Origin of the sequence: Micromonospora sp. NPDC049799 (assembly GCF_040656655.1) — a bacterium.
Taxonomy (GTDB): Bacteria; Actinomycetota; Actinomycetes; order Mycobacteriales; family Micromonosporaceae; genus Micromonospora.
The window spans coordinates 1-20,601 of sequence record NZ_JBFAMU010000046.1; the positions used below are offsets into that span (position 1 = coordinate 1).

A 20,601-nucleotide genomic window follows, 5' to 3' on the forward strand; every position below is an offset into this window, starting at 1 on the left:
GCCGTGCCGGACGGCGCCGCCGGCCCCGGTCAGCAGGACACGGTGCAGTTCGCCCCGCAGGAGCGCGCGGCACTCGCCCACGCCGGCCCACAGGGCGTCGAGGTCGACCTCGCACAGCGGCGCTCCGGTCGAGTCGAGGAAGCGCTGCCGGTGGATGACCTCCCCGAGCGGGCGCACCGGCCCGTCGAGGTCCAGCCTGCGCAGCGCCCGGGCGGCGTTGCCGGGCAGGTAGAGACCGGTCTCGGACAGTTCGCCAGGCGGCAGCTTCTCGGTGACGTCGGGTCGGAAGCCTGCCATCCGCAGCGCCCGGGCCACGGCCAGGCCGGCTATGCCCGCGCCGACGACGAGGATGCGCAGGGGGGAGCCACCCATGGTGGTGTACGCCTCCGGAGGGGTTTCGGTACGCGTTGGAGGCAAGACACTACTCGCCGCAATCGACGCACACCAGGGTCGATCGGTCATCGCGCACGGTCCCTCGGCGACTCGCGTCGGACGCCCGTGCCAGCAGTTCAGGGCCGGTCGACGGAGCGCGCGGTGTCCACATCCCGAAACAACCTGGCCGCTTCATTTGCACAAGGATTTCAAACATGTGAATGTGTTCGGAGAACGTGGGAGCGCTCCCGTCCCGTAACCCCCGTCGCGCCCACACCCCCACGTAGTCCAAGGAGCATCATGAGACGTCCCCTCCGGGCCATCGCCGCCGCCGGGCTGCTGGCCGCCGGCTCGATCGTCGCGGTAGCCCTCGGCGGCACCGCGTCGGCCGACACCCAGATCTGCGAGCAGTACGGCTCGACGGTCATCCAGAACCGGTACGTGGTGCAGAACAACCGCTGGGGCACCACCGCCCAGCAGTGCATCAACGTCACCAGTACCGGCTTCGAGATCACCACCCAGAACGGCAGCAGCCCCACCAACGGCGCCCCGACGGCGTACCCCTCGGTCTTCCTCGGGTGCCACTACACGAACTGCTCGCCCGGCACGAACCTGCCGATCCAGGTGAGCCAGATCAGCAGCGCCACCAGCAGCATCAGCTACCGGTACGTCAGCGGAGCCACCTACAACGCCTCGTACGACATCTGGCTCGACCCGTCCCCCAAGCGGGACGGCGTGAACCAGATGGAGATCATGATCTGGCTCAACCGGCAGGGCTCCATCCAGCCCATCGGTTCGCCGGTGGGCACCACCACCCTGGCCGGGCGGACCTGGGAGGTGTGGCGCGGCAGCAACGGCTCCAACAACGTGATCTCGTACGTCGCGCCGTCGCCGATCAGCAGCCTGTCCTTCAGCGTGCTCGACTTCATCAACGACGTACGCAATCGAGGCGCGATCACCAACTCCTGGTACCTCACCAGCATCCAGGCGGGCTTCGAGCCGTGGCAGGGTGGCGTCGGCCTGGCGGTCACCAACTTCTCGGCCGCGGTGAACGGCGGCGGCAACCCCACCACCCCGCCGCCGACCACGCCCCCGCCCACCACCGCGCCGCCGACCACGCCCCCGCCGGGTGGCAGTGGGTGCGCCGTGAAGTACACGCCGAACGCCTGGAACAACGGGTTCACCGCCGACGTGCAGATCACCAACACGGGGTCGAGCACGATCAACGGCTGGACGTTGGCGTACTCCCTGCCCGCCGGGCAGCAGATCACCAGCAGTTGGAACGCCACGGTGAACCAGAGCGGGTCCGCGGTGACCGCGCGGAACGTCAGCTGGAACGGCACGCTCGCCCCGGGCGGCACGGCCAGCTTCGGCTACCAGGGGACGCTGAGCGGGGCGTACTCCTCGCCGAGCAGCTTCACCCTCAACGGGGTCACCTGCGCACGGTCCTGAGAGGTGCCATGACGAAGGGGTGCGGCGGTGGATCACCGCCGCACCCCGTCACACCCGCGTCAGTCGTACGGCGTCGGCGACGACCAGGCCGGCGGCGGAGCTCCACCGGCTGACGCCCACCCGGTTGGCGTCACCCGCCGGGAGCGTGAACGTGCCGAGGTTGCGCCACTGCCCGCCGTTCGCCCGCTGGTCGACGTACACGGTCCGGTTGCCGGTCGTCGTCGCCACGATGTAGGGCGTGGAGCCGTTGTAGCCGGCGTTCGCCGGCCACCACGCCTCGACGCGGTAGCTCGCGGTCGCCGGGACGTTGAACCGGTACCAGGCGGCGTCGCTGGCGGCGACCGGATCCGCGTACCGGTAGTCGCCGCCGTAGCGCTGGCCGGAGTACGACGAGACACCCCAGTTGGCGCTGGCGGTGAACCGGCCGGCGGTCGTGTTGTCCACCACCGAGGTCCACGCCGTACCGCCACCGGCCATCCTGGCTGCCACGTCGGCACGCATGACGTTCAGGTCGATGAAGGACGGGTCGATCTTCCCGGTCGTGCTGGTCTCCCGGTGGCCCCGGGCGTGACTGGCGTCCCGGCCCAGCCGGGTGAGCACGGCGGCGGTGGCGGCGATGGACGCGTTGTACTGCGCCGCCGTCATCTCCTGGCTGACCCCGTTGTAGTCGATCTCCCAGCCGATCATCAGGGTGTTGCCGTCGCCGGCCGGGATGGGCCCGCTGCCGCCGCTGACGCCGGCGTGGTTGCACCGGCCGGCGGAGATGACGTGGAAGACGCCGTGGTAGTCGACCAGGGCCTGGCAGAGCGGGCCGGGCAAGTCCGACCGCCCGTTGATGCAGATGTTCAGCGCCGGGTGCGGGTTGGTCGCGCTGGAGGTGGCGGCCGTGTGGTGCCAGAGGACGCCGATCGGGTTGAAGTCGCCGGGGCGCATCCGGTTGAGCCAGTCGCCCTCGACGACGACCTGGACGCCCGCCCCCCGCAGCACGTCGACCAACCAGGGAATGGTGGCCATCAGGACCCCCCGAGCAGGTCGGCGAGACATTCGGCCTTCGGTGCGGCGGTCGCCGGGGTGGGCCGGGCGACGACGGTGAGTGCGGCGGCCACCAGGGCCGGTACGCCGAGCAGACTTCGACGGCGCAGACGGGCGGGGCGGGCAGGGGCCATGGCGGTCCTCCAACAAAGACGAGGATCGATAGATGGCCGTGACGCTACATCTCACGTTCGTCTATGTCGATAGTCTTCGGTTTGATTCGATCTGTTGAAGGTTTCCACCGTCACTCTCTCAGTTGCACGCAGCGTCACGTAGCCGCCTTTGTCACCCAGCGTCGCTCTCCCTCCCCCGTCAGCAATTGCGCCATCCCCTTTGCTCTGCACCCCTGGACGCACCAGGGCTTTGAGCAGGGGCTTTGGATGAGACCCGCGCGGCCCGGCGGCCACGCTGCGTGACCGGTGCATCCTGGGGTGCAAAGCAAAGGGGAATGGTGGGGACTGTGGTGGCAGCGCCGACGTGACGCACCCTGCACCATGAACAATGTCCCGGCACCCGTCGCCAGCCCCTCTGGCAGGGCGGGTTGCGCGTCGCGGTGCGGTCCCGGACACTCGGTTGCTCGGCCAGCCGGGCGGAGCTGACGGGGAGGCGCGGGCGGATGAACGCTCAGGACGTGCGGCTGACGGACGACGTCGTCGTGCTGCGCCCGTGGACCGAGGACGACCTGCCCCAGATGGTGCGCCTCTTCGACGATCCGGAGATCGCGTTCCGGACCCCCGTCACCGCGCCGTTCGACACGCGGGCCGCACGGACCCACCTGGAGACGCTCCGCCGTGCACAGGAGGCCGGCGACCGACTCTGCCTGGCGATCACCGCCGCCGAGGACGACCTGCCCCGCGGCGAGGTCATGCTCAGCTTCCGCGACGACTCCGTCGGCTACGCCGTGGGCCCCGCGTACCGGGGTCGGGGACTCGCGGCCCGGGCCGTGCGGCTGCTCACCACGTACGCCCACGAGGTGCTCGACCGGCCGCGCATGCACCTCTGGATCGAGGCGGACAACGCCGGCAGCACCGGCGTCGCCCGCGCCGCCGGCTACCGGCCGGGCGACGCGGAGCCGATGGTGGTCGAGGACAAGGGACGGCGGTACCCGCTGCTCCCCTGGGTGCACGACCGGCCCGACGCAGGCCTCGCCTGAGGCGTCAGGCGCTGCCGAGGGCGTCGATGTCGCGCATCTCCTCGGCGGTGAGCGAGAACTGGAAGATGTCGGCGTTCACCCGGATCCGCTCCGGCGTGACGCTTTTCGGGATCACGACGATCTCGTGGTCGACGTGCCACCGCAGCACCACCTGGGCCGGCGACACGCCGTGCGCGGCGGCGATCCGGGCCAGCACCGGGTGTGCCAGGTCGCTGGTCTTGAACGGGCTGTAACCCTCCAGCACGACGCCCCGGTCCCGGTGCTCCCGGTGCCGCTGCCGGTCGTACAGCGAGGGGCTCCAGCGGATCTGGTTGACCGCCGGACTCTCCTCGGTGGCCTGGATCAGCTCGTCGATCAGGGCGGTGCTGAAGTTGCTCACCCCCACCGCCCGCGTCAGGCCCTCGTCCCGGGCGGCGAGCATCTCCCGCCAGACCGGGATGGTGTCCGCCCGGTTCGACGGCGGCCAGTGCACCAGCCACAGGTCGACGCGGTCGACACCGAGCGCCCGCAGGCTCGCCTCGATCGTCTCCCGCTCACGGCCGACCCGGTCCGGGGGCAGCTTCGTGGTGATGAAGAGGTCCTCCCGGCGCAGCCCGCTCTCGGCGACGGCGCGGCCCACCTCCTCCTCGTTGCCGTACATCGTGGCGGTGTCGATGTGCCGGTAACCGGCGTCGAGGGCGTTCAGCACGGCGTCGTACCCGGCCTGGCCGGTGACCTGCCAGGTGCCGAAGCCGAGCAGGGGCATCCGCACCTCGCCGGGCAGCGCGACGGTGGGCTGGTCTCCGTGGTCCATGACGGAGGTTCTACCCGTGATCCCCGTCGACACACCGGAGAATGCGGGGGTGGCTGACCGGCTGGAGGAATATCGCCGTAAACGGGACGCCGCGCGTACGCCCGAACCGGTGCCGGAACGCACCCCGGAGGCCGGCGGTGCCGACGGCGGTCGCTTCGTCATCCAGCAGCACCACGCCCGGAGTCTGCACTGGGACCTCCGGCTGGAGCACGACGGCGTGCTGGCCTCCTGGGCGGTGCCGCGCGGCCTGCCCCGCGACAGCACCCGCAACCACCTCGCCGTCCACACCGAGGACCACCCGATGGAGTACCTCGACTTCCACGGGGAGATCCCCGCCGGGGAGTACGGCGGGGGCGCCATGGTCATCCACGACCGGGGCACCTACCGGTGTGAGAAGTGGCGCGACGACGAGGTGATCGTCGTCCTGGACGGGGAACGGACGTCCGGGCGGTACGTCCTCTTCGCCACCGGCGGCCGGGACGGCCGGGACTGGATGGTCCGGCGCACCGACCCGCCGCCGGAGGGCTGGACCGCCATGCCGGAGCAGGTCCGCCCGATGCACCCCACGCCCGCCGCGAGGCTGCCGAAGGACCAGGACCAGTGGGGGTACGAGCTGCGCTGGGACGGCGTCCGCGCGGTCGCGTACGTCTCGGGCGGTCGGCTGCGGCTGCTGTCGGAGACCGGCGAGGAGATCACCGGGACGTACCCGTGGCTGCGCGACATGGCCGAGGCGATGGCCCCGACGGAGGCGGTGCTCGACGGCGTCCTGGTCCGCATCGACCGATCCGGGCGGGTGCGGCCCGCACGGGGCGGACGGGCCACCGCCGACGCCCAGTTCCTGCTCGTCGACCTGCTCTGGCTGGAGGGAGTGACCAGCGTCGACCTGCCGTACGCGCAACGCCGGGAGCTGCTCGACGGTCTGGCGCTGGCCGGACCGCACTGGCAGACTCCGCCGTGGTTCCCCGGCACCGGCGCCGAGGCCCTGCGCACCGCACGGGAACAGGGGCTGCCCGGCGTCGTGGCGAAGCGGCTGGACTCGGTCTACGAGCCGGGCCGGCGCAGCCGGCGCTGGCTGAGCGTCGACGGGAGCTGACGGACGCGACCCGAGGGACGGCGAGGAGCATCGTGTACCTGACCCACCTGGAATGCCCGCGCTGCGCCCGGAAGCACGACGCCGGACGACCGCAGAACCTCTGCACGTGCGGTTCCCCGCTGCTGGCCCGGTACGACCTGGACGCGGTGGCCGGCGTGGTCACCCCGGAGCGGTTCCCGCTGCGCCCGGCCGACCTGTGGCGCTACCGGGAACTGCTGCCGGTGGCCGATCCCGGGCTGGTGGCCACGCTGGGCGAGGGCTGGACCCCGATGCTGCGCGCGCCCGCGTACGGGGCGGAGATCGGCATCCCGGACCTGATCGTCAAGGACGAGGGGCTCACCCCGACCGGGTCGTTCAAGGCCCGCGGCGCGGCCGTCGGCGTCAGCCGGGCCCGGGAGCTGGGCGTCGAGCGGATCGCCATGCCCACCAACGGCAACGCGGGTGCGGCGTGGGCCACGTACGCGGCGCGGGCCGGGATGGGCGCGACCGTGGTCATGCCGCTCGACGCCCCGACGATCTGCCGGCGCGAGTGCGTGGCCGCGGGCGCGGACCTGCGCCTGGTCGACGGGCTGATCAGCGACGCGGGCCTCCATGTGCAGCAGCTGGTCGCCGAGTCCGGCGGGAAGATCTTCGACGCCGGCACGCTGCGCGAGCCCTACCGGCTGGAGGGCAAGAAGACGATGGGGTACGAGATCGTCGAACAGCTCGGCTGGCAGGTACCCGACGTGATCATCTACCCGACCGGCGGCGGGGTGGGCCTGATCGGCATCCACAAGGCGCTCCAGGAGCTGCAGGAACTGGGCTGGATCTCCGACCGGCTGCCCCGGCTGGTGGCGGTGCAGTCCACCGGGTGCGCGCCGATCGTCCGCGCCTTCGCCGCCGGGGAGTCCCGCGCCGAGCCCTGGGCGGACGCGCACACCGTGGCGTTCGGCATCACCGTGCCGGCCCCGCTCGGCGACGAGCTGATCCTGGCCGCGCTGCGGGCCACCGCCGGCACCGCGCTGGCCGTGGACGACGCGGAGATCCTGGCCGACCTGCGGGGCTTCGCCGCCCGGGAGGGGCTGCTGCTCTGCCCGGAGGGTGCGGCCTGCCTGACCGCCGCCCGCCACCTGCGGGCCGGCGGCTGGATCCGGGCCGGCGAGCGGGTGGTGGTGCTCAACACCGGCGCCGGCGTCAAGTACCCGGAGACGGTCGACGTGACCGGCGTACCGGTGCTGTCGGCCTGACCGGTCACTCCGTGGTCGGGTCGGTGAGGCGCCACGCGGCGTTGATCAGACCGATGTGGGACATCGCCTGGGGCGTGTTGCCGAGCTGGGCGCCGGTGCGCAGGTCGATCTGCTCGCTGAACAGGCCGACGTCGTTGGCGTACCCGGCCAACCGCTCGAAGAGCGCCTCGGCCCGCTCCCGTTCGCCCGCCATCACCAGGCACTCCACCAACCAGAAGGAGCAGAGCAGGAAGCCCGCCGGGTCGGTGTTCCAGCGGCGGACCAGCCCACCCTCGGTGCCCAGTTCCCGCTCGACGACCGTGATGGTGGCCCGCATCCGGGGGTCCGTCGCGGGCAGGAACCGCACGATCGGCAGGAAGAGCGCCGAGGCGTCCAGCTCGGGTGACCCGAACGCCCCGGTGAAGGCGCCGACCTGGTCGTTCCAGCCCTCGCGCAGCACGGCGGCCCGGATCTCGTCGCGGATCGCCGCCCACCGTCGCGGATCGCCCCGCCCGCCGAGCTGGGGCGCGAGGCGTACCGCGCGGTCCAGCGCCACCCAGCAGAGCACCTTCGACGACAGGTAGTGCCGCTCGGCGTCCCGGGTCTCCCACATCCCCCGGTCCGGCAGGTGCCACGTGCCGGCGACCTGCTCGGCGAGACCGACCACCATCTCGCGCAGCTCCTCGTCGAGCGTGTCGCCCAGGTAGTCGTGCAGCCGCCAGACCGCCGAGACGACCTCGCCCGGCACGTCCAGCTGCCGTTGCCGCCAGGCGTCGTTGCCGACGCGGACGGGGCGGCTGCCGGCGTATCCGCGCAGGTGCGGGCTCTCGTGCTCGGAGACGTCCCGCTCCCCCTCCAGACCGAACAGCACCGGGACCGGATCGTCACCGACCCGTCCGATGGACCGCGCCGCCCAGGAGAACAGGCGGGACGCCTCCGAGGGGCAGGCGGCCACCCAGAAGGCCCGCAGGGTCATCGAGAAGTCGCGCAGCCAGGAGTAGCGGTAGTCGTAGTTGCGGTCCCCGCCGGTCCGCTCGGGCAGCGACGTGGTCAGCGCCGCGGCCACCGCGCCGCTGCGGGTGTACGTGAGTCCGGTCAGCACCACCGCGCTGCGCCGGACCACGTCGGCGTAGCGCCCGTCGTACCGGTGGGTCTCCCGGTACGCCTGCCACGCCTGCACGGTCTCGGCGAGCCCGGTGGCCGGGGCCAGCCGTACCGGCCGGTCGCCGTAGGTCCGCCCGTACGCGACGGCGAAGCTGACGTCGTCCCCGGCGGCGACCTCGAACTCCGCCTCCACCCGGTCCCGGCCGGCGCGCAACGGCACACCCTCGGCCCGCAGTTCCAGCAGCACCGCTCCGGCGGCGAACAGCACCGCGCCGTCCGGCTCATGGTGCAGGTACGGCCTGAGCAGGCCGTGGTCGGGCCGGGGCGCGAAGTCCAGCGCCATCCGGACCCGCCCGGTCAGCCCCTCGACGCGGCGCAGCAGCACCGCCGGGGAGTTCATCCCGAGTTCGTGCCCCCGTGCGCCGATCTCGGCGGCGAGGGCGTCGGTCACCGCGACGCTGCCCTCCGGGGTGTGGTGCACGGTGCGCAGCACCAGCGTGTCCGGCAGGTACGACCGCTCGACCCGGTGCCCTGCAACGCCCGCCCCGACCGGTGCCAGCCGCCAGTGGCCGGCGCCGGGGTCGAGGAGGCGCGCGAACACCGATGGCGCGTCGAAGCGGTCCGGGCACCACCAGTCGATCGAACCGTCCCGGCCGACCAGCGCTCCCGAGCGGCAGTCGGAGAGAAATCCGTAGTCGGAGATCGCCGGCTGGTCCACGCGTGGCGGATACCCGGATCCGGCCGGCTCAGGCCGGGCGACCCGGAGACCGCCCAGCCTTCGGCCGGCGCCCGCGGCGTGCCCGTCAGGAGGTGGGTGGCTCGTCCTCGCCGGCTGCCTCGGCCGCCTCCGCCTCCTCCTTGGTGCGGTGCACCACCTGGTCGGCGTGCTCGGGCGGGCCGTAGACGGTGTAGAGGACCAGGGGGTTCGGGCCGGTGTTGACGAAGTTGTGCTTCGTCCCGGCGGGCACCACCACCAGGTCACCCTGCACGACCTCACGCTTCTCCCCCGCGACCCGGGCCTCGCCGGTGCCGCTGACGAAGGTGAGGATCTGGTCGATGTCCTCGTGGACCTCCTCGCCGATCTCTCCCCCCGGCGGGATGGTCATGATCACCAGCTGGGTGTTCTGGCCCGTCCACAGCACACGACGGAAGTCCGGGCTCTTCTCGGCGACAGTCGCGATCGTGTAATGCTCCATGCCGCTCCCTTACCCGCTGCCACCGTCCGCCACGCCGGGAGTAGCGAATGGTGGAATTCCCCACCGCCGCAGGGTTTGCAGCCCCCGGGAAGGGGGATCGAGTAGGGCGACGGGGCAATGCCCGGTCGAGCCAGGTCCCCGCTGGCGTACCGCCGTACGGCTGCGGTGGTGGGAGACGGCCAGAGCGCGGCGACGTTCCGACCCACCGGTCGGGCGGCGCCGTGCGCTCGTGTCCGGGCCGGCGCCGCGGTGCTCAGGTCAGCACCGCCAGGTGGAACGGCCGGTCGGTGGGTGTCCCGTCGACGGCGTACGTGCAGACGAAGACCGCGTTGGGGATGCCGGTGCGTCCGGCGACGGTGACCTCGCCGCACGGCGCGACACCGGCGCTGCCGGGCAGGCCGAGCGTGCCGACGTATCCGGCCGCCGTCACGTCCTGGTCGAAGACGACCTGGTACATCCCGGTGGCGAGCCGGTCGGCGACGGCCGCGCCGAGGCCCCGGACCAGGGCGCCGTCGGCGTTGACCACCGCGAACAGGACCCGGGCGGTGGGGGGCAGGCCGGTGGACGGGCAGGTGGTGACCTCCGCGTCGGCGCGGGCGGTGGCCTCGGGTCCCGGATCGGGTTGGGCCGTCGACCGCCGCCGGGATCTGGTGCTGGGCATGGCGATCCTTCCCCTCGTGGCCATCCGTACGCGGCGGCGATGAGGTCGTTTGTGGGGGCTCAGGGGGATCAGCGGCGATCAGCACCCCTTTGTGATCGAACGTATGTCGCGGACCGACTGGACAACCACCCGGCGAACTGTCCGATCAAGGACAGTGGCAGCGTCGTACACCCCCGCTGACCTGGGCCGGGATTCCCTCTGTCGGCAACGGCCCCACGACGGACACCGATACGTCGCTAGGCTGAGGTATGGTGCCCGCCCACGGGGGCCGGGTGGCGGAACCGGTCTACCGCCCCATTCTCGCCAACCGGCGCGGCGAGCTGGAGGCGCTCAGCCACCTCGACGGCTCGCTCGCGCCGTTGCTCGCCCCGGTCATCGACCTGTCCGTCCTCGACTCACACACCCTGGACGTCCTCGGACGCCTGCCCAGCGGACTGGTGCCGGCGGTCGAGGTCACCGCCCTGCCCGACGGGCCGGAGACGGAACTGGTCCGCTGGGACGTACCGCTGGTGCCGGTCCTCGGTTTCACGGACAGCGACCGGCGCCTCGTGACGCACGGCGCGGCGGCCCGGGCCCACGCCCACCGGGCGGTGGTCCGGCTGCGACTCGCGGTCGACCGGTCGGGGCCGGACGCCGCCACGACCGCCGCGGAGCGGATCTGGCGGCTCACCCGGCTCCTGCCGGAGCAGTGCGACCTGCTGGTCGACGCCGGTGACGTGTGCTGCCCGGCGGACGTGCGCACCACCGGCCCCCGGGTCCGGCGGTTGCTGGACTGGGCCCGCCGGCACGCATGGCGCTCGGTCAGCGTGGCGGCGGGCGGGATGCCCACGAACCTGTCCCGCCTCCCCACCGACGAGCCGGTACGCCTCGACCGCTGGGACTGGCTGCTCTGGCGGGAGCTGGCCGGTCTGGGCGTCGGCTACGGCGACTACGGCGTCGGTCCGGCCCTGCGCGGCGACGACCAGCCGAACGACCGGCTGCCCACGATCTGCTACACCGCCGACGGGGCCTGGTGGGTGTACCGCTGGTCCCGGCGGGGCGGCCGGGGTGACGACCGGTTCGCCGACCTGTGTCGCACGCTGGTGTCCGCGCCCCAGTGGCCGGTGACCGGAGCCGCCTACTCCTGGGGCGACCACGAGATCCTCCGGCGGGCCCGGCGGTCGGCCGGTGCCGGCTCACCCGCCAACTGGGTCGCGTGGAGCACGTCGCACCACCTGGCGCACGTGCTCAGCGCCCTCCGGGGCGCCGCCCCGGACTCCGACCCGGGAGCCTGGCGGGATGATCAGGCAGCGGGCCGCGCCGGCCGGCCGCACCGGGGCGGTACGGCCCGCCGGGCGGGTTGACCCGGCGTCACTGCTTCTCGGTGAAACCGAACTGGACCACGCCCTCGTCGTCGACGGTCGCGTCCACCGAGGCGTCCCCGAGCAGTTCGGCGGCGTCGGAGTCGAGGAAGATCCGGGCACCCTGGTTGTCCACCACGTGGTCGCCCTCCACCGGCTCCTCGACCAGCTCGACGGTGAGCGAGCCGGCTTCCGTGTCGGCGGCGATGCGTACCCCGCCGTCGGTGGCGACGTCCTGCTGGTTGGCGAGGTCACGGATGACCATCACGGCGTTGTCGGTCATGGTGAGCATGCGGAACTCCTCGTGGATTCTCGGGTTCGCGACGCGGACCGGGACCGGCCCGCCGACGACTGCACGTCGGAGGCGATGGGAGGGGCGAGCGGGCACCGCCGCCGCAGGGAGGGGCACACACGGGGCCCGTCACGACCCACGTTGCCCCCTGCCGGGACATCCGTCAAATAGACCGCCGTCAGTGCAGCCCCGATCGGGTGACGCCGCCTCAAGGCGCCGCCGGACGCTCGTCCGGTGTGGTAGCGGCACCGATATGAAGAAATCTTTCGGTCCTCAGCACTTCACGGCAGATAACCTCCGTGGCAGCATCAGCCCATGCATCGTCGTCTCTTTCCCCGGACGCTCGCGCTCGCGGCGCTGGTCGCCGTCGCGGCCACGGCCGGCGCGCCCACCGCCACCGCCGAGTCGCCTACCCCCGCCGCGACCCGGCTGAACGCCACCATCGACGCGATCCTCGCCGACTCCCGCCTGACCGGGGCGCAGGCCGCCGTCGTGGTCCGGGACGTCGCCAGCGGTGCGACGCTCTACGACCGCAACGGTGACCGCCGGCTGATCCCGGCCTCCAACACCAAACTGCTGACCTCGGCCGCCGCGCTGGAACTGCTCGGCCCCGGCCACCGCTTCCGCACCGACGTGCACACCAGCGGCACGCGCCGGGCCGGCGTCGTCGCCGGCGACCTCCACCTGCGCGGCGGCGGCGACCCGACCATGCTCGCCGCGGACTACGACGCACTCGCCGCCGAGGTGGCCGCGCGGGGCGTCCGGGTGGTCACCGGCGACCTGGTCGCCGACGACACCCGCTACGACGACACCCGGCTCGGTCCGGACTGGACCTGGGACGACGAACCCTATTACTACGCTGCGCAGGTCTCCGCGCTGACCGTCGCGCCCGACACCGACTACGACGCCGGCACGGTCATCGTCGGAGCGGCGCCCGCCGCCACCCCCGGCGCGCCGCCGGTGGTCACCACCACCCCGGCCACCGGCTACGTCCGCATCGACAACCGCGCCGTCACGGTGGCCGACGGGGAGACCACGATCTCCATCGAGCGCGCGCACGGCAGCAACACCGTCGTGGTCACCGGCCAGATCGCCGTCGGGGACGCGCCGGCCAGCGACTGGGTCACGGTCTGGGAACCCACCGGGTACGCGGCCGACGTCTTCCGCTCCGCGCTGCGCCGCCACGGCGTCCGGGTGCTGGGGCGTACGGTCCTCGGCCGGCCCACGCCCGCCGGGGCGACCGAGGTGGCCCGGCACGACTCGATGACCCTCGCCGAGTTGATGGTGCCGTTCCTCAAGCTCTCCAACAACGGGCACGCCGAGGTGCTGACCAAGGAGATCGGGCGCGTGCTGGCCGGCTCCGGCACCTGGCCGGCCGGGGTGGCGGCGATCACCGGCTACGTGACGGGCGCCGGCATGGACCCGGCCACCTACCGCCAGCGCGACGGCTCCGGCCTGTCCCGCCGCAACCTGGTACCGGCCGGCGAGGTCGTGGACCTGCTCACCGCGGTCCGCGCCGAGCCGTGGTTCGACACCTGGTACGCGGCGCTGCCGATCGCCGGGGACCCGGACCGCCTGGAGGGCGGGACGCTGCGCAGCCGCATGCGCGGCACCCCGGCGGAGGGGAACGTGCACGCCAAGACCGGCAGCCTGACCGGGGTGTCCGCCCTCTCCGGCTACGTGACCGACGCCGACGGGCGGCTGCTGGCGTTCTCGGTCCTGCTCAACAACCACCTCGCCTCGTCGGTGCGGGGGCTGGAGGACCAGATCGCGGTGGCGCTGTCCGCGTACACCGAGAAGAGCGTGAGTGCGGCGCGGGTCGCGCCCCCGACGGTGGCCGAGGCACCGCCGGCCCCGGAGGACCGGGAGTGCTCCTGGGTGAAGCCCGTCGCCTGCTGAGACGCCGGCGGCCGGCCGCGCGGTTCCGCGTGGCCGGCCGTGTCGGTGTCGTCAGGCGCGTTCCAGCACCACCACCGGGATCTCCCGATCGGTCTTCGCCTGGTAGTCGTCGTACGCCGGCCAGATGCCGGTCATCTCGGCCCACATCCGCGGCTTCTCCTCGGCGGTGGCGGTACGCGCCCGCGCGGTGAACCGCTCCGCGCCCACCTGCACCTCGACCTGCGGCTCGTCGACGAGGTTCAGGTACCAGGCGGGGTGCTTCGGATCGCCGCCCTGGGAGGCGACCACCAGGTAGGCGTCACCGTCGCGGCCGTAGATGAGCGCGGTGCGCCGCAGGGCGCCGCTGCGTCGGCCCCGGGTCGTCAGCAGGAGCGTGAAGACGCCCGGCCGCCATTCGTGTCCCTCGGCGCCGTCGGTTTCGACGTACCGTCGAATGTGGTCGGCCACCCAACCCTGCGGGCTGTCCACCACCTGCTCGCTCGCCGTCACGGGTCCTCCCGGATCGTCACCTGTCACGTCGGCCCCACGCTACTCCCGGCCGCGTCCGCCCACCGGCGGAACGACGACCGCCGTGGCCGCCCCACCGCCGCCGGTCAAGCCAGCGCGAGGGCCTGGATGCCGACGCTGCCGCAGTCGTCGGTGAAGACCTCCTCGGCCGTCCACCGGAGAATCAGCCGGGCACCGGGCGGGGCCTGGAACCGGATGGTGAAGTCGGCGGACTGGCTGGTGTGCGGGTCCTCCATCCACAGGGTGCGGGTCGGGCCGCCGGTGGAGAGCCGGGCGTCCAGCCGGCCCTTCGCCATCCAGATCCCGGCGTAGAGGTGGACCGTGCGCAGTTCCCCGTCGCCCGCCACGGCGAGCGCGAATTCGCTGCCGGCGCCACAGGTGTGGACGCCGACCGGTGTGCCGTCGGACGACTCGACGGGGGTGCCGCCACGCCACCGGAACATCTCCTGATTGACGTCCCAGTCGTCGCGGTCACCGGCGCCGCCCTCGTCGCGGATCTCGCCGGAGCCGTCGCGCTTGCGGACCGAGGAGTCGCCGCCGCGCAGGCCCCAGTGGACCCAGTCCCGCGAACCGACCGCGGACAGGTCGACCTCGTCGGGCACGTCGGTGCGGGCCACGGAGAGCACCGGAGGTGCCGCCGGGGACGGCGAGGGCGATGGCGACGCGGGCGTGGGGCTCGGCGGGCGTTCCCGGGGGCGCAGGCCGGGTGAGACCTGGGCGGTCCCGGGGTCCCGACCGTCGGCGCCCGGGAAGGCGCTCGGCCGGGCCACCCCGGCGGGGACGCCGCCGGGACCCGCCGGGCCGTCCGGATCGGACTCCGACTCCGCACTGATGTACGCGACGAACGCGCCCAGGCAGGCGAGGACGATCACCCCTTCGACGGCCCACCGGCGGCGCTGGCGAGCGCGAACCAGCCGCCGAGAGTCGCTGCGGGTCCGACCCGGGTGTGTCGCCGGGGCATCGCCCCGCCGGCCCCGGCGAGCCGTGCCACCGCCCGCACGCGTGACACCATCCTCCGCCACCCGCTCTCCACTCCCCGCCGGCCGTCTCCAACCCGGCGACGTGACGTCCGTTGTGAGGGGTTTCACGTTGGCACGGACCGGACTTTTCCGCCAGACCGGAACGCGGCGGCGTGTCCTGTTCGTTACCGAGCGGAATCTACCCGTACGTCATGCGGCGGCCGAACCGGCTCACCTCGGCCCCCGACCGCGCCGCGTCAGGTCCGCAGTACGTTGGCGTAGATCAACCAGGCCAGTGCCGATTTCGCACCCACACTGAGCAGGATGTACGAGATCTCGCCGTAACGATAGTCGCGCCACCGGCCGCGCTCGGCGTACTGCAACGCCATGTTGACGGCGAAGCTGGCGAAGAGCAGGAACTGCACGATGATGATCGCCCACACGAAACCGGGGATCTCCGCCGGCTGCGCGACGTAGATGGCGATGGCGACCCACGGGGCCAGCCCGACGAGCGTTCCGAACCAGAACCCGCTCCAGTCCGCCCGACCGGGTGCCTGCTGTCGTTCCATCAGCAGGCCGAACAGGATCATGGCGGTGTTCGCGGCGAAGATGCCGATCACCGCGGCCAGGTCACGGATGCCGACGAACAGTCCGATCAGGACGATCATGATCGAGGCGCTGACGGAGTACTCGATCCACCGGGCGTAGTTGGCCCGGCGGTCGAGGTTCCGCTCGTACCAGCGGTGGATACCGGGTGCCGCGACCAGGAAGTGGTCGAGCGCGGCGAGCAGCAGGAAGACCGCCACCGCCGGGCCGATCGGGATCCGGAAGGCGGTCTCCGGCGCGGTGCCGTCCCGCAGGGTCACTGGGTCGGCGGTCAGGTAGGAGGCGGTGACCGGCAGTTCCAGCCCGTTGCTGGCCGCCCACATCCACAGCCCCTCGGCGGCCAGGAGCAGGCCGACGACCACGTTGAACCACCGCAGCGACCGGTAGCGGTCACCTCCCGCCGTCGCCTGATGTCCCATAGGCGGAATATAAGGCCGTTGGCCTGTCTTTTCGGGTCGCACCAGTCATTCCCCCGGCGGGTATCAGCCGAGCCGGAAGCCGAGCGCCTGGGCGATCACCACCGCCTGCTCGGCGTCGATGAGCGCACCCGCCCGCTCCACCGCCGTCGGGTCGAGCGCCGTCAGGTCGCTGCCGCGCAGGTCGGCGTCACCGAGCTTGGCCTGGTGCAGCTGCGCGGCGGACAGGTCCACCCCGGTGACCGTGGCACCGGTCAGGTTGGCCCCGGTCAGGTCCACCTCGCGCATCCGGACCCCGGTGAAGCGGACCCCGCGCAGGTCGGCCCCCGGCAACGCCACGAACGACCAGTCGCCGCCGTCGACGGCCAGCGGACGCAGGTCGCACTGGTCGAACGTGCTGCCCACCAGCTTGCAGCCGGTGAACTCGGCCTCGAAGAAGTTGCAGCGCCGGAACACGCACCGCGTGAAGGCCGAGTCGACGTGCCGCGAGGCGTTGAACCGGACGTTGCCGAAGGTGCATCCGGTGAAGCTCGCGCCCCGGGTGACCGCCTCCGTCAGGTCCACCTCGAAGAACTCGCAGTCGACGAAGTGCCGGTCGGTCAGTTCCTCGGCGTACCAGTCCTCGTGGCGGAAGGTGGCGTCCTCGGTCAGCTCCGGCATCGGTCCAGGCTAGGGCCCGGCTGTGACAGACGCTCTTCCCGTACCGGCGTACCGGCCGGTAGGTTCGCGGATGTGAGCGTGGCACGCACCATCGACCCGGACCAGATCGGCTTCGACCCCGCGCGGCTCGCGCGGATCGACGAGCACTTCGGCCGCTACGTCGACGACGGCCGGCTCCCCGGCTTCCAGGTGGTGGTCACCCGACGGGGCGAGGTCGCCCACTCCGGCACGTACGGGCGGCGCGACGCGGAGAAGGACCTGCCGGTCGAGGCGGACACGCTCTGGCGGATCTACTCGATGACCAAGCCGGTCACGTCGGTCGCCGCGATGCTGCTCTGGGAGGAGGGCCGGTTCGAGCTGACCGACCCGATCAGCCGCTGGCTGCCGGAGTTCGCCGACCTGCGGGTCTACTCCAAGGGTTCGACGCTCAAGCCGTACACGGTGCCGGCGCTCGAGCCGATCCGGGTGTGGCACCTGCTCACCCACACCGCCGGCCTGACGTACGGCTTCATGCAGACCTCGGTGGTCGACGGCCTGTACCGGGCCGCCGGCTACGACCTCTACCCGCCGTCGGACGTCGACCTGGCCACCGCCTGCGCGGCCTTCGGTGAGCTGCCGCTGCTGTTCCAGCCGGGCACCGCGTGGGGCTACTCGGTCGCCACCGACGTGCTCGGCCGGCTCGTCGAGGTGGTCTCCGGGCAGAGCCTGGACGCGTTCTTCACCGACCGGATCCTCCGCCCGCTGGGCATGACCGACACGCACTGGTGGGTGCAGGGCGACGACGCCGACCGGCTGGGCGCGCTCTACGCCCCGGATCCCCGCACCGGGCGCGCGATGCGCTACGACAAGCTCGGCGCCCTGGCGTACGAGAAGCCGGCCCTGCTCTCCGGCGGCGGCGGCCTGGTCTCCTCCGCCGGCGACTACCACCGGTTCACGCAGATGCTGCTGCGCGGCGGTGAGCTGGACGCCGTACGCCTGCTCGGGCCCCGCACGGTGCGTTTCATGACCCGCAACCACCTGCCCGGCGGGCAGGACCTGGACACCCTCTCCACCGGCGGGTTCGCCGAGACCACCCTGGAGGGCATCGGGTTCGGGCTCGGCTTCGCGGTGGTGGACGACCCGATCCCCAGCCGGGTGCCGAGCAGCGTCGGCGAGTACTACTGGGGTGGGGTGGCGAGCACCGCGTTCTGGGTGGACCCGGCCGAGGAGATCACCGCGCTCTTCTTCACCCAGTTGCTGCCGTCGAGCACCTGGCCGATCCGGTCGCAGCTGCGCCAGCTGGTCTACTCGGCCCTGGTCGAGTAGACCGGTCCGGGATCGCCGGTTCCCACCGCGCGCGGCGGACCCGGTCCCTAGCCTGGGGTCGTGAGCAACATCGTCGTGTTCGGGGCGGGCGGAACGGCCGGCTCGCGGATCACCACCGAGGCGTTCGACCGGGGTCACCGGGTGACCGCGGCGGTCCGCCGGCCCGAGGCCACCTCGTACCTGCCGGCGGGGGTCCGCGTGGTCACCGGGGACGCCACCAGTGAGCAGAGGGTGCGGGAGGTGGCGCCGGACGCGGACGCCCTCGTGGTCGCCATCGGCGGCGGCGGGCGCAGCCTGTGGCTCGACGCCGCGCGGGCCCTGGTCGGGGCGCTGCGCGACATGCCGGCGGCGCCCCGGATCATCCACGTGGGCGGCGGGGCGACCCTGCTGACGCGGAAGGGGACCCGGTTCCTCGACGAGCCGGACTTCCCCGAGGAGTACCGCGACGCGGCGCTGGGCCAGGCCGACGCCCTCAACTTCTACCGCTCCTCCTCGGACGGGGTGAGCTGGACGTACCTCACCCCGCCGCCGGTGGAGTTCCATCCTGGCGAGCGGACCGGGCAGTACCGCGTGGGCGGCGACGAGCCGGTCACCGACCACGAGGGCCGCTCGGTGCTGACGTACGAGGACCTGGCGGTGGCGGTCGTCGACGAGATCGAGAACCCGCAGCACCGGAACACGCGCTTCACCGTCGCGTACTGATCGGCCGGGGCCGGCACGACGGACCGGGGGGTCAGCGCGGGCGGGCGACGGGCCGCGCGGCGGTGGGCTGGGCGGGGACCCGGGGGCGGGCGGGCGGCCGCCACGCGCGGCCGTTGGCGTAGATCACCCGGAAGCCGAGGTACGACGCCAGCGGCGCCCAGTGCGCCGAGCCCATCCGCAGCTCCGCGGCGTTGTGCCGCTGCCCGTTGGCCAGCACGTCGAGCAGCACGGTCTCGAACGCGGCCGACTCGACCCAGTCGACCTCGCGGGTGAAACCGCAGATCAGCGCCGCTCCGGTGGCGTCGAGGAAGTCCCGGAGCACGGCGTCGGAGGCGCGCAGCACCGAGCAGCTGCCGAAATAGAGCCGCCGGCCCTCGCACCGGCCGGCCATCAACTCGGCGACCTCGGCGATCTCCACCGATTCCCAGTCGGTCAGGCAGAGACGGCTGGGCTCGCCGTGCATGGCGAAGAAGCCCACCCGGTAGTCGGCGTACTGCTTGAGCAGCCAGCGGTCGAGGAAATAGAACAACTCGTCGCGGGTGGCCGCGTCCTTGTGGATGAAGCGGATCTTCCCCAGCCGTTCGAGGAGTTCCAGCGTCGGCAGGACGGACCCACGCTCGTTCAGGTCGCGGTGCCACTGACCCTCGACGCAGAAGACCCCACCGCGCGCCACGCCGCCCCCTCCCCGTCCGCCGGCGCTGACGTTACCGGCTGTCCCGGTCCCGGGAACATGACCCTCGGTGCGACCCGCTGCGACGTTCGGTGTCGTTGACGCTTTTCTGGTGCCGTTCGGCGATGAATGGGTGTTTCGCAAATGGGGGTAATTCACAGGCTGGGCTCAGGAACCGCAGTTCGTGAGGACAATTCTCGTTAATTGCCACCAATCGCCTGTCCGGGTGCCAAGGTGGAAAAGGCGGGACGTCCCGGTCGATGTCCCGAAGGCCACCCCATTCGCTCTCCAATCGGGAGGACTTCTGTGCGCGTACACACCTTGAAACGGGCGGTTGTCGCATTGGCCCTGGCCCTGCCGGGAGCCGCGATCGCCACCGTGGTCGCGGCGCCAGCGGCCCATGCCGACGGCTGCTACACGTGGACCCGCAACCTCTACCAGGGGCGCTCCGGCAGTGACGTCCGTCAGCTCCAGATCCGGGTCGCCGGATGGGCCGGCTACCGCGACATCGTGGAGAACGACGGCATCTACGGCCCGAAGACCGCCGCCGCGATCCGGCGGTTCCAGTCCGCGTACGGGATCCGGGTCGACGGTGTCGCCGGGCCGCAGACCTACGCCAAGCTGTACGAGCTCCAGGACAACGACTGCACGCCCCGGCACTTCAGCTGGACCGAGCTGGACGACGGCTGCGGGCGGGGCGGTTGGACCGGCGGGCCGCTGTCGGCCGCCGAGACCCGGCAGAACGCCCTGCGCACCATGTGGAAACTGGAGGCGATGCGCAAGGGCCTCGGCGACCGGCCCCTCTACGTGACCAGCGGCTTCCGCAGCCGGGCCTGCAACAACCAGGTCGGGGGCGCGTCCGACAGCCAGCACCTCTACGGCAACGCCGCCGACGTGGTCTCCCGGAGCCGGTCGCTGTGCGACGTCGCCCGGGACGCGCGCAACCGCGGGTTCAGCGGCATCTACGGCCCGGGCTCGCCGGACCACGACGACCACGTGCACGTGGACTCCCGGCGGGAGAACGACCGGGACCGCACCTCCAACACGACCAGTTGGTCCGCGCCGGACTGCGGCGTGCGCTGACCGGCACCACGGCGGCGCCGGCCCTGACGGGTGGGGGGAACCTCCACGTCCGGGCCGGCGCCGTTTCGCGCCGGGCGCCACGAGCGGGCGTACCTCCGCTC

22 protein-coding genes are annotated in these 20,601 nt (G+C 72.5%); 9 read left to right on the forward strand and 13 right to left on the reverse strand.

The features are described from left to right. A partial coding sequence (locus AB0I76_RS06540; protein ID WP_357030670.1) for an NAD(P)-binding protein occupies window positions 1-372 on the reverse strand: 372 nt, incomplete at its 3' end. 300 nt (window positions 373-672) lie between these two features. Here AB0I76_RS06540 and AB0I76_RS06545 point away from each other — a divergent pair. Beyond that, window positions 673-1,824 (forward strand): cellulose binding domain-containing protein, encoded by a 1,152-nt coding sequence (locus AB0I76_RS06545; RefSeq protein ID WP_357030674.1) that lies wholly within the window; start codon window positions 673-675, stop codon window positions 1,822-1,824. Between the two features lie 48 nt (window positions 1,825-1,872). Here AB0I76_RS06545 and AB0I76_RS06550 read toward each other — a convergent pair whose 3' ends face one another. Both AB0I76_RS06550 and AB0I76_RS06555 read right to left on the reverse strand, forming a co-directional pair. Beyond that, window positions 1,873-2,838 (reverse strand): N-acetylmuramoyl-L-alanine amidase, encoded by a 966-nt coding sequence (locus AB0I76_RS06550; protein ID WP_357030678.1) that lies wholly within the window; start codon window positions 2,836-2,838, stop codon window positions 1,873-1,875. Beyond that, window positions 2,838-2,990 (reverse strand): hypothetical protein, encoded by a 153-nt coding sequence (locus AB0I76_RS06555; RefSeq protein WP_357030681.1) that lies wholly within the window; start codon window positions 2,988-2,990, stop codon window positions 2,838-2,840. The genes AB0I76_RS06550 and AB0I76_RS06555 overlap by 1 nt, the downstream gene beginning before the upstream one ends. A 482-nt stretch (window positions 2,991-3,472) precedes the next feature. Between AB0I76_RS06555 and AB0I76_RS06560 the strand changes: the two genes are divergently transcribed. Further along, window positions 3,473-4,009 (forward strand): GNAT family N-acetyltransferase, encoded by a 537-nt coding sequence (locus tag AB0I76_RS06560; RefSeq protein WP_357030685.1) that lies wholly within the window; start codon window positions 3,473-3,475, stop codon window positions 4,007-4,009. 4 nt (window positions 4,010-4,013) lie between these two features. On the opposite strand, the gene AB0I76_RS06565 is transcribed toward AB0I76_RS06560, so the two are convergent. Further along, window positions 4,014-4,802 carry an aldo/keto reductase gene (locus tag AB0I76_RS06565; protein WP_357030688.1) on the reverse strand — a complete coding sequence of 263 codons (789 nt, stop codon included), beginning with the start codon at window positions 4,800-4,802 and terminating at the stop codon, window positions 4,014-4,016. A gap of 49 nt (window positions 4,803-4,851) precedes the next feature. On the opposite strand from AB0I76_RS06565, the gene AB0I76_RS06570 reads away from it, so the two are divergent. Then, window positions 4,852-5,895, forward strand: coding sequence for a DNA polymerase ligase N-terminal domain-containing protein (locus AB0I76_RS06570; protein ID WP_357030691.1), 1,044 nt, complete (start codon window positions 4,852-4,854; stop codon window positions 5,893-5,895). Between the two features lie 32 nt (window positions 5,896-5,927). Continuing rightward, window positions 5,928-7,121 carry a threonine synthase gene (locus AB0I76_RS06575; RefSeq protein ID WP_357030694.1) on the forward strand — a complete coding sequence of 398 codons (1,194 nt, stop codon included), beginning with the start codon at window positions 5,928-5,930 and terminating at the stop codon, window positions 7,119-7,121. Between the two features lie 4 nt (window positions 7,122-7,125). Here the strand turns inward: AB0I76_RS06575 and AB0I76_RS06580 are convergent, their stop codons facing one another. The 3 genes from AB0I76_RS06580 to AB0I76_RS06590 all read right to left on the reverse strand — a co-directional run bounded on the left by AB0I76_RS06580 (window position 7,126) and on the right by AB0I76_RS06590 (window position 10,061). Continuing rightward, window positions 7,126-8,922 (reverse strand): glycoside hydrolase family 15 protein, encoded by a 1,797-nt coding sequence (locus tag AB0I76_RS06580; RefSeq protein ID WP_357030697.1) that lies wholly within the window; start codon window positions 8,920-8,922, stop codon window positions 7,126-7,128. Window positions 8,923-9,007: 85 nt separating this feature from the next. Further along, entirely contained in the window at window positions 9,008-9,400 is a 393-nt protein-coding gene (locus tag AB0I76_RS06585; RefSeq protein ID WP_357030700.1) for a cupin domain-containing protein, read from the reverse strand. Between the two features lie 253 nt (window positions 9,401-9,653). Next, entirely contained in the window at window positions 9,654-10,061 is a 408-nt protein-coding gene (locus tag AB0I76_RS06590; RefSeq protein ID WP_357030703.1) for a hypothetical protein, read from the reverse strand. A gap of 248 nt (window positions 10,062-10,309) precedes the next feature. On the opposite strand from AB0I76_RS06590, the gene AB0I76_RS06595 reads away from it, so the two are divergent. Then, entirely contained in the window at window positions 10,310-11,404 is a 1,095-nt protein-coding gene (locus tag AB0I76_RS06595) for a hypothetical protein (RefSeq protein WP_357030706.1), read from the forward strand. Between the two features lie 7 nt (window positions 11,405-11,411). On the opposite strand, the gene AB0I76_RS06600 is transcribed toward AB0I76_RS06595, so the two are convergent. Beyond that, the gene (locus AB0I76_RS06600; RefSeq protein ID WP_357030709.1) at window positions 11,412-11,693 is read right to left on the reverse strand and encodes an adhesin; all 282 of its coding nucleotides are present in this window, start codon (window positions 11,691-11,693) and stop codon (window positions 11,412-11,414) included. Window positions 11,694-12,008: 315 nt separating this feature from the next. On the opposite strand from AB0I76_RS06600, the gene dacB reads away from it, so the two are divergent. Continuing rightward, the gene (gene dacB, locus AB0I76_RS06605) at window positions 12,009-13,592 is read left to right on the forward strand and encodes a D-alanyl-D-alanine carboxypeptidase/D-alanyl-D-alanine-endopeptidase (protein WP_357030713.1); all 1,584 of its coding nucleotides are present in this window, start codon (window positions 12,009-12,011) and stop codon (window positions 13,590-13,592) included. Between the two features lie 51 nt (window positions 13,593-13,643). On the opposite strand, the gene AB0I76_RS06610 is transcribed toward dacB, so the two are convergent. The 4 genes from AB0I76_RS06610 to AB0I76_RS06625 all read right to left on the reverse strand — a co-directional run bounded on the left by AB0I76_RS06610 (window position 13,644) and on the right by AB0I76_RS06625 (window position 16,740). Continuing rightward, window positions 13,644-14,081 (reverse strand): nitroreductase family deazaflavin-dependent oxidoreductase, encoded by a 438-nt coding sequence (locus AB0I76_RS06610; RefSeq protein ID WP_357030716.1) that lies wholly within the window; start codon window positions 14,079-14,081, stop codon window positions 13,644-13,646. Between the two features lie 104 nt (window positions 14,082-14,185). Beyond that, complete coding sequence (locus tag AB0I76_RS06615) at window positions 14,186-14,971, reverse strand: hypothetical protein (protein ID WP_357030719.1); 786 nt, start codon at window positions 14,969-14,971, stop codon at window positions 14,186-14,188. Between the two features lie 344 nt (window positions 14,972-15,315). Next, window positions 15,316-16,083, reverse strand: a complete 768-nt coding sequence (gene heR / locus AB0I76_RS06620; RefSeq protein WP_357030722.1) for a heliorhodopsin HeR — start codon at window positions 16,081-16,083, stop codon at window positions 15,316-15,318. A gap of 63 nt (window positions 16,084-16,146) precedes the next feature. Then, the gene (locus AB0I76_RS06625) at window positions 16,147-16,740 is read right to left on the reverse strand and encodes a pentapeptide repeat-containing protein (RefSeq protein ID WP_357030725.1); all 594 of its coding nucleotides are present in this window, start codon (window positions 16,738-16,740) and stop codon (window positions 16,147-16,149) included. A gap of 72 nt (window positions 16,741-16,812) precedes the next feature. On the opposite strand from AB0I76_RS06625, the gene AB0I76_RS06630 reads away from it, so the two are divergent. Next, window positions 16,813-18,045 (forward strand): serine hydrolase domain-containing protein, encoded by a 1,233-nt coding sequence (locus AB0I76_RS06630; protein WP_357030728.1) that lies wholly within the window; start codon window positions 16,813-16,815, stop codon window positions 18,043-18,045. Between the two features lie 60 nt (window positions 18,046-18,105). Beyond that, the gene (locus AB0I76_RS06635) at window positions 18,106-18,747 is read left to right on the forward strand and encodes an NAD(P)H-binding protein (RefSeq protein WP_357030732.1); all 642 of its coding nucleotides are present in this window, start codon (window positions 18,106-18,108) and stop codon (window positions 18,745-18,747) included. 31 nt (window positions 18,748-18,778) lie between these two features. Here the strand turns inward: AB0I76_RS06635 and AB0I76_RS06640 are convergent, their stop codons facing one another. Further along, window positions 18,779-19,420 (reverse strand): hypothetical protein, encoded by a 642-nt coding sequence (locus tag AB0I76_RS06640; RefSeq protein ID WP_357030735.1) that lies wholly within the window; start codon window positions 19,418-19,420, stop codon window positions 18,779-18,781. 303 nt (window positions 19,421-19,723) lie between these two features. Here AB0I76_RS06640 and AB0I76_RS06645 point away from each other — a divergent pair, with 303 nt between their 5' ends. Continuing rightward, window positions 19,724-20,500 (forward strand): D-Ala-D-Ala carboxypeptidase family metallohydrolase, encoded by a 777-nt coding sequence (locus AB0I76_RS06645; RefSeq protein ID WP_357030738.1) that lies wholly within the window; start codon window positions 19,724-19,726, stop codon window positions 20,498-20,500. The last annotated feature ends 101 nt before the right edge of the window (window positions 20,501-20,601 follow it).

Excerpts from the sequence above, each read along its gene's own strand:
- heR (WP_357030722.1), bottom strand. The coding sequence starts at position 16,083 with ATGGGACATCAGGCGACGGCGGGAGGTGACCGCTACCGGTCGCTGCGG.
- AB0I76_RS06545 (WP_357030674.1), top strand. The coding sequence starts at position 673 with ATGAGACGTCCCCTCCGGGCCATCGCCGCCGCCGGGCTGCTGGCCGCC.
- AB0I76_RS06555 (WP_357030681.1), bottom strand. The coding sequence starts at position 2,990 with ATGGCCCCTGCCCGCCCCGCCCGTCTGCGCCGTCGAAGTCTGCTCGGC.
- AB0I76_RS06595 (WP_357030706.1), top strand. The coding sequence starts at position 10,310 with ATGGTGCCCGCCCACGGGGGCCGGGTGGCGGAACCGGTCTACCGCCCC.
- AB0I76_RS06560 (WP_357030685.1), top strand. The coding sequence starts at position 3,473 with ATGAACGCTCAGGACGTGCGGCTGACGGACGACGTCGTCGTGCTGCGC.
- AB0I76_RS06550 (WP_357030678.1), bottom strand. The coding sequence starts at position 2,838 with ATGGCCACCATTCCCTGGTTGGTCGACGTGCTGCGGGGGGCGGGCGTC.
- AB0I76_RS06590 (WP_357030703.1), bottom strand. The coding sequence starts at position 10,061 with ATGCCCAGCACCAGATCCCGGCGGCGGTCGACGGCCCAACCCGATCCG.
- dacB (WP_357030713.1), top strand. The coding sequence starts at position 12,009 with ATGCATCGTCGTCTCTTTCCCCGGACGCTCGCGCTCGCGGCGCTGGTC.
- AB0I76_RS06600 (WP_357030709.1), bottom strand. The coding sequence starts at position 11,693 with ATGCTCACCATGACCGACAACGCCGTGATGGTCATCCGTGACCTCGCC.
- AB0I76_RS06565 (WP_357030688.1), bottom strand. The coding sequence starts at position 4,802 with ATGGACCACGGAGACCAGCCCACCGTCGCGCTGCCCGGCGAGGTGCGG.
- AB0I76_RS06625 (WP_357030725.1), bottom strand. The coding sequence starts at position 16,740 with ATGCCGGAGCTGACCGAGGACGCCACCTTCCGCCACGAGGACTGGTAC.
- AB0I76_RS06585 (WP_357030700.1), bottom strand. The coding sequence starts at position 9,400 with ATGGAGCATTACACGATCGCGACTGTCGCCGAGAAGAGCCCGGACTTC.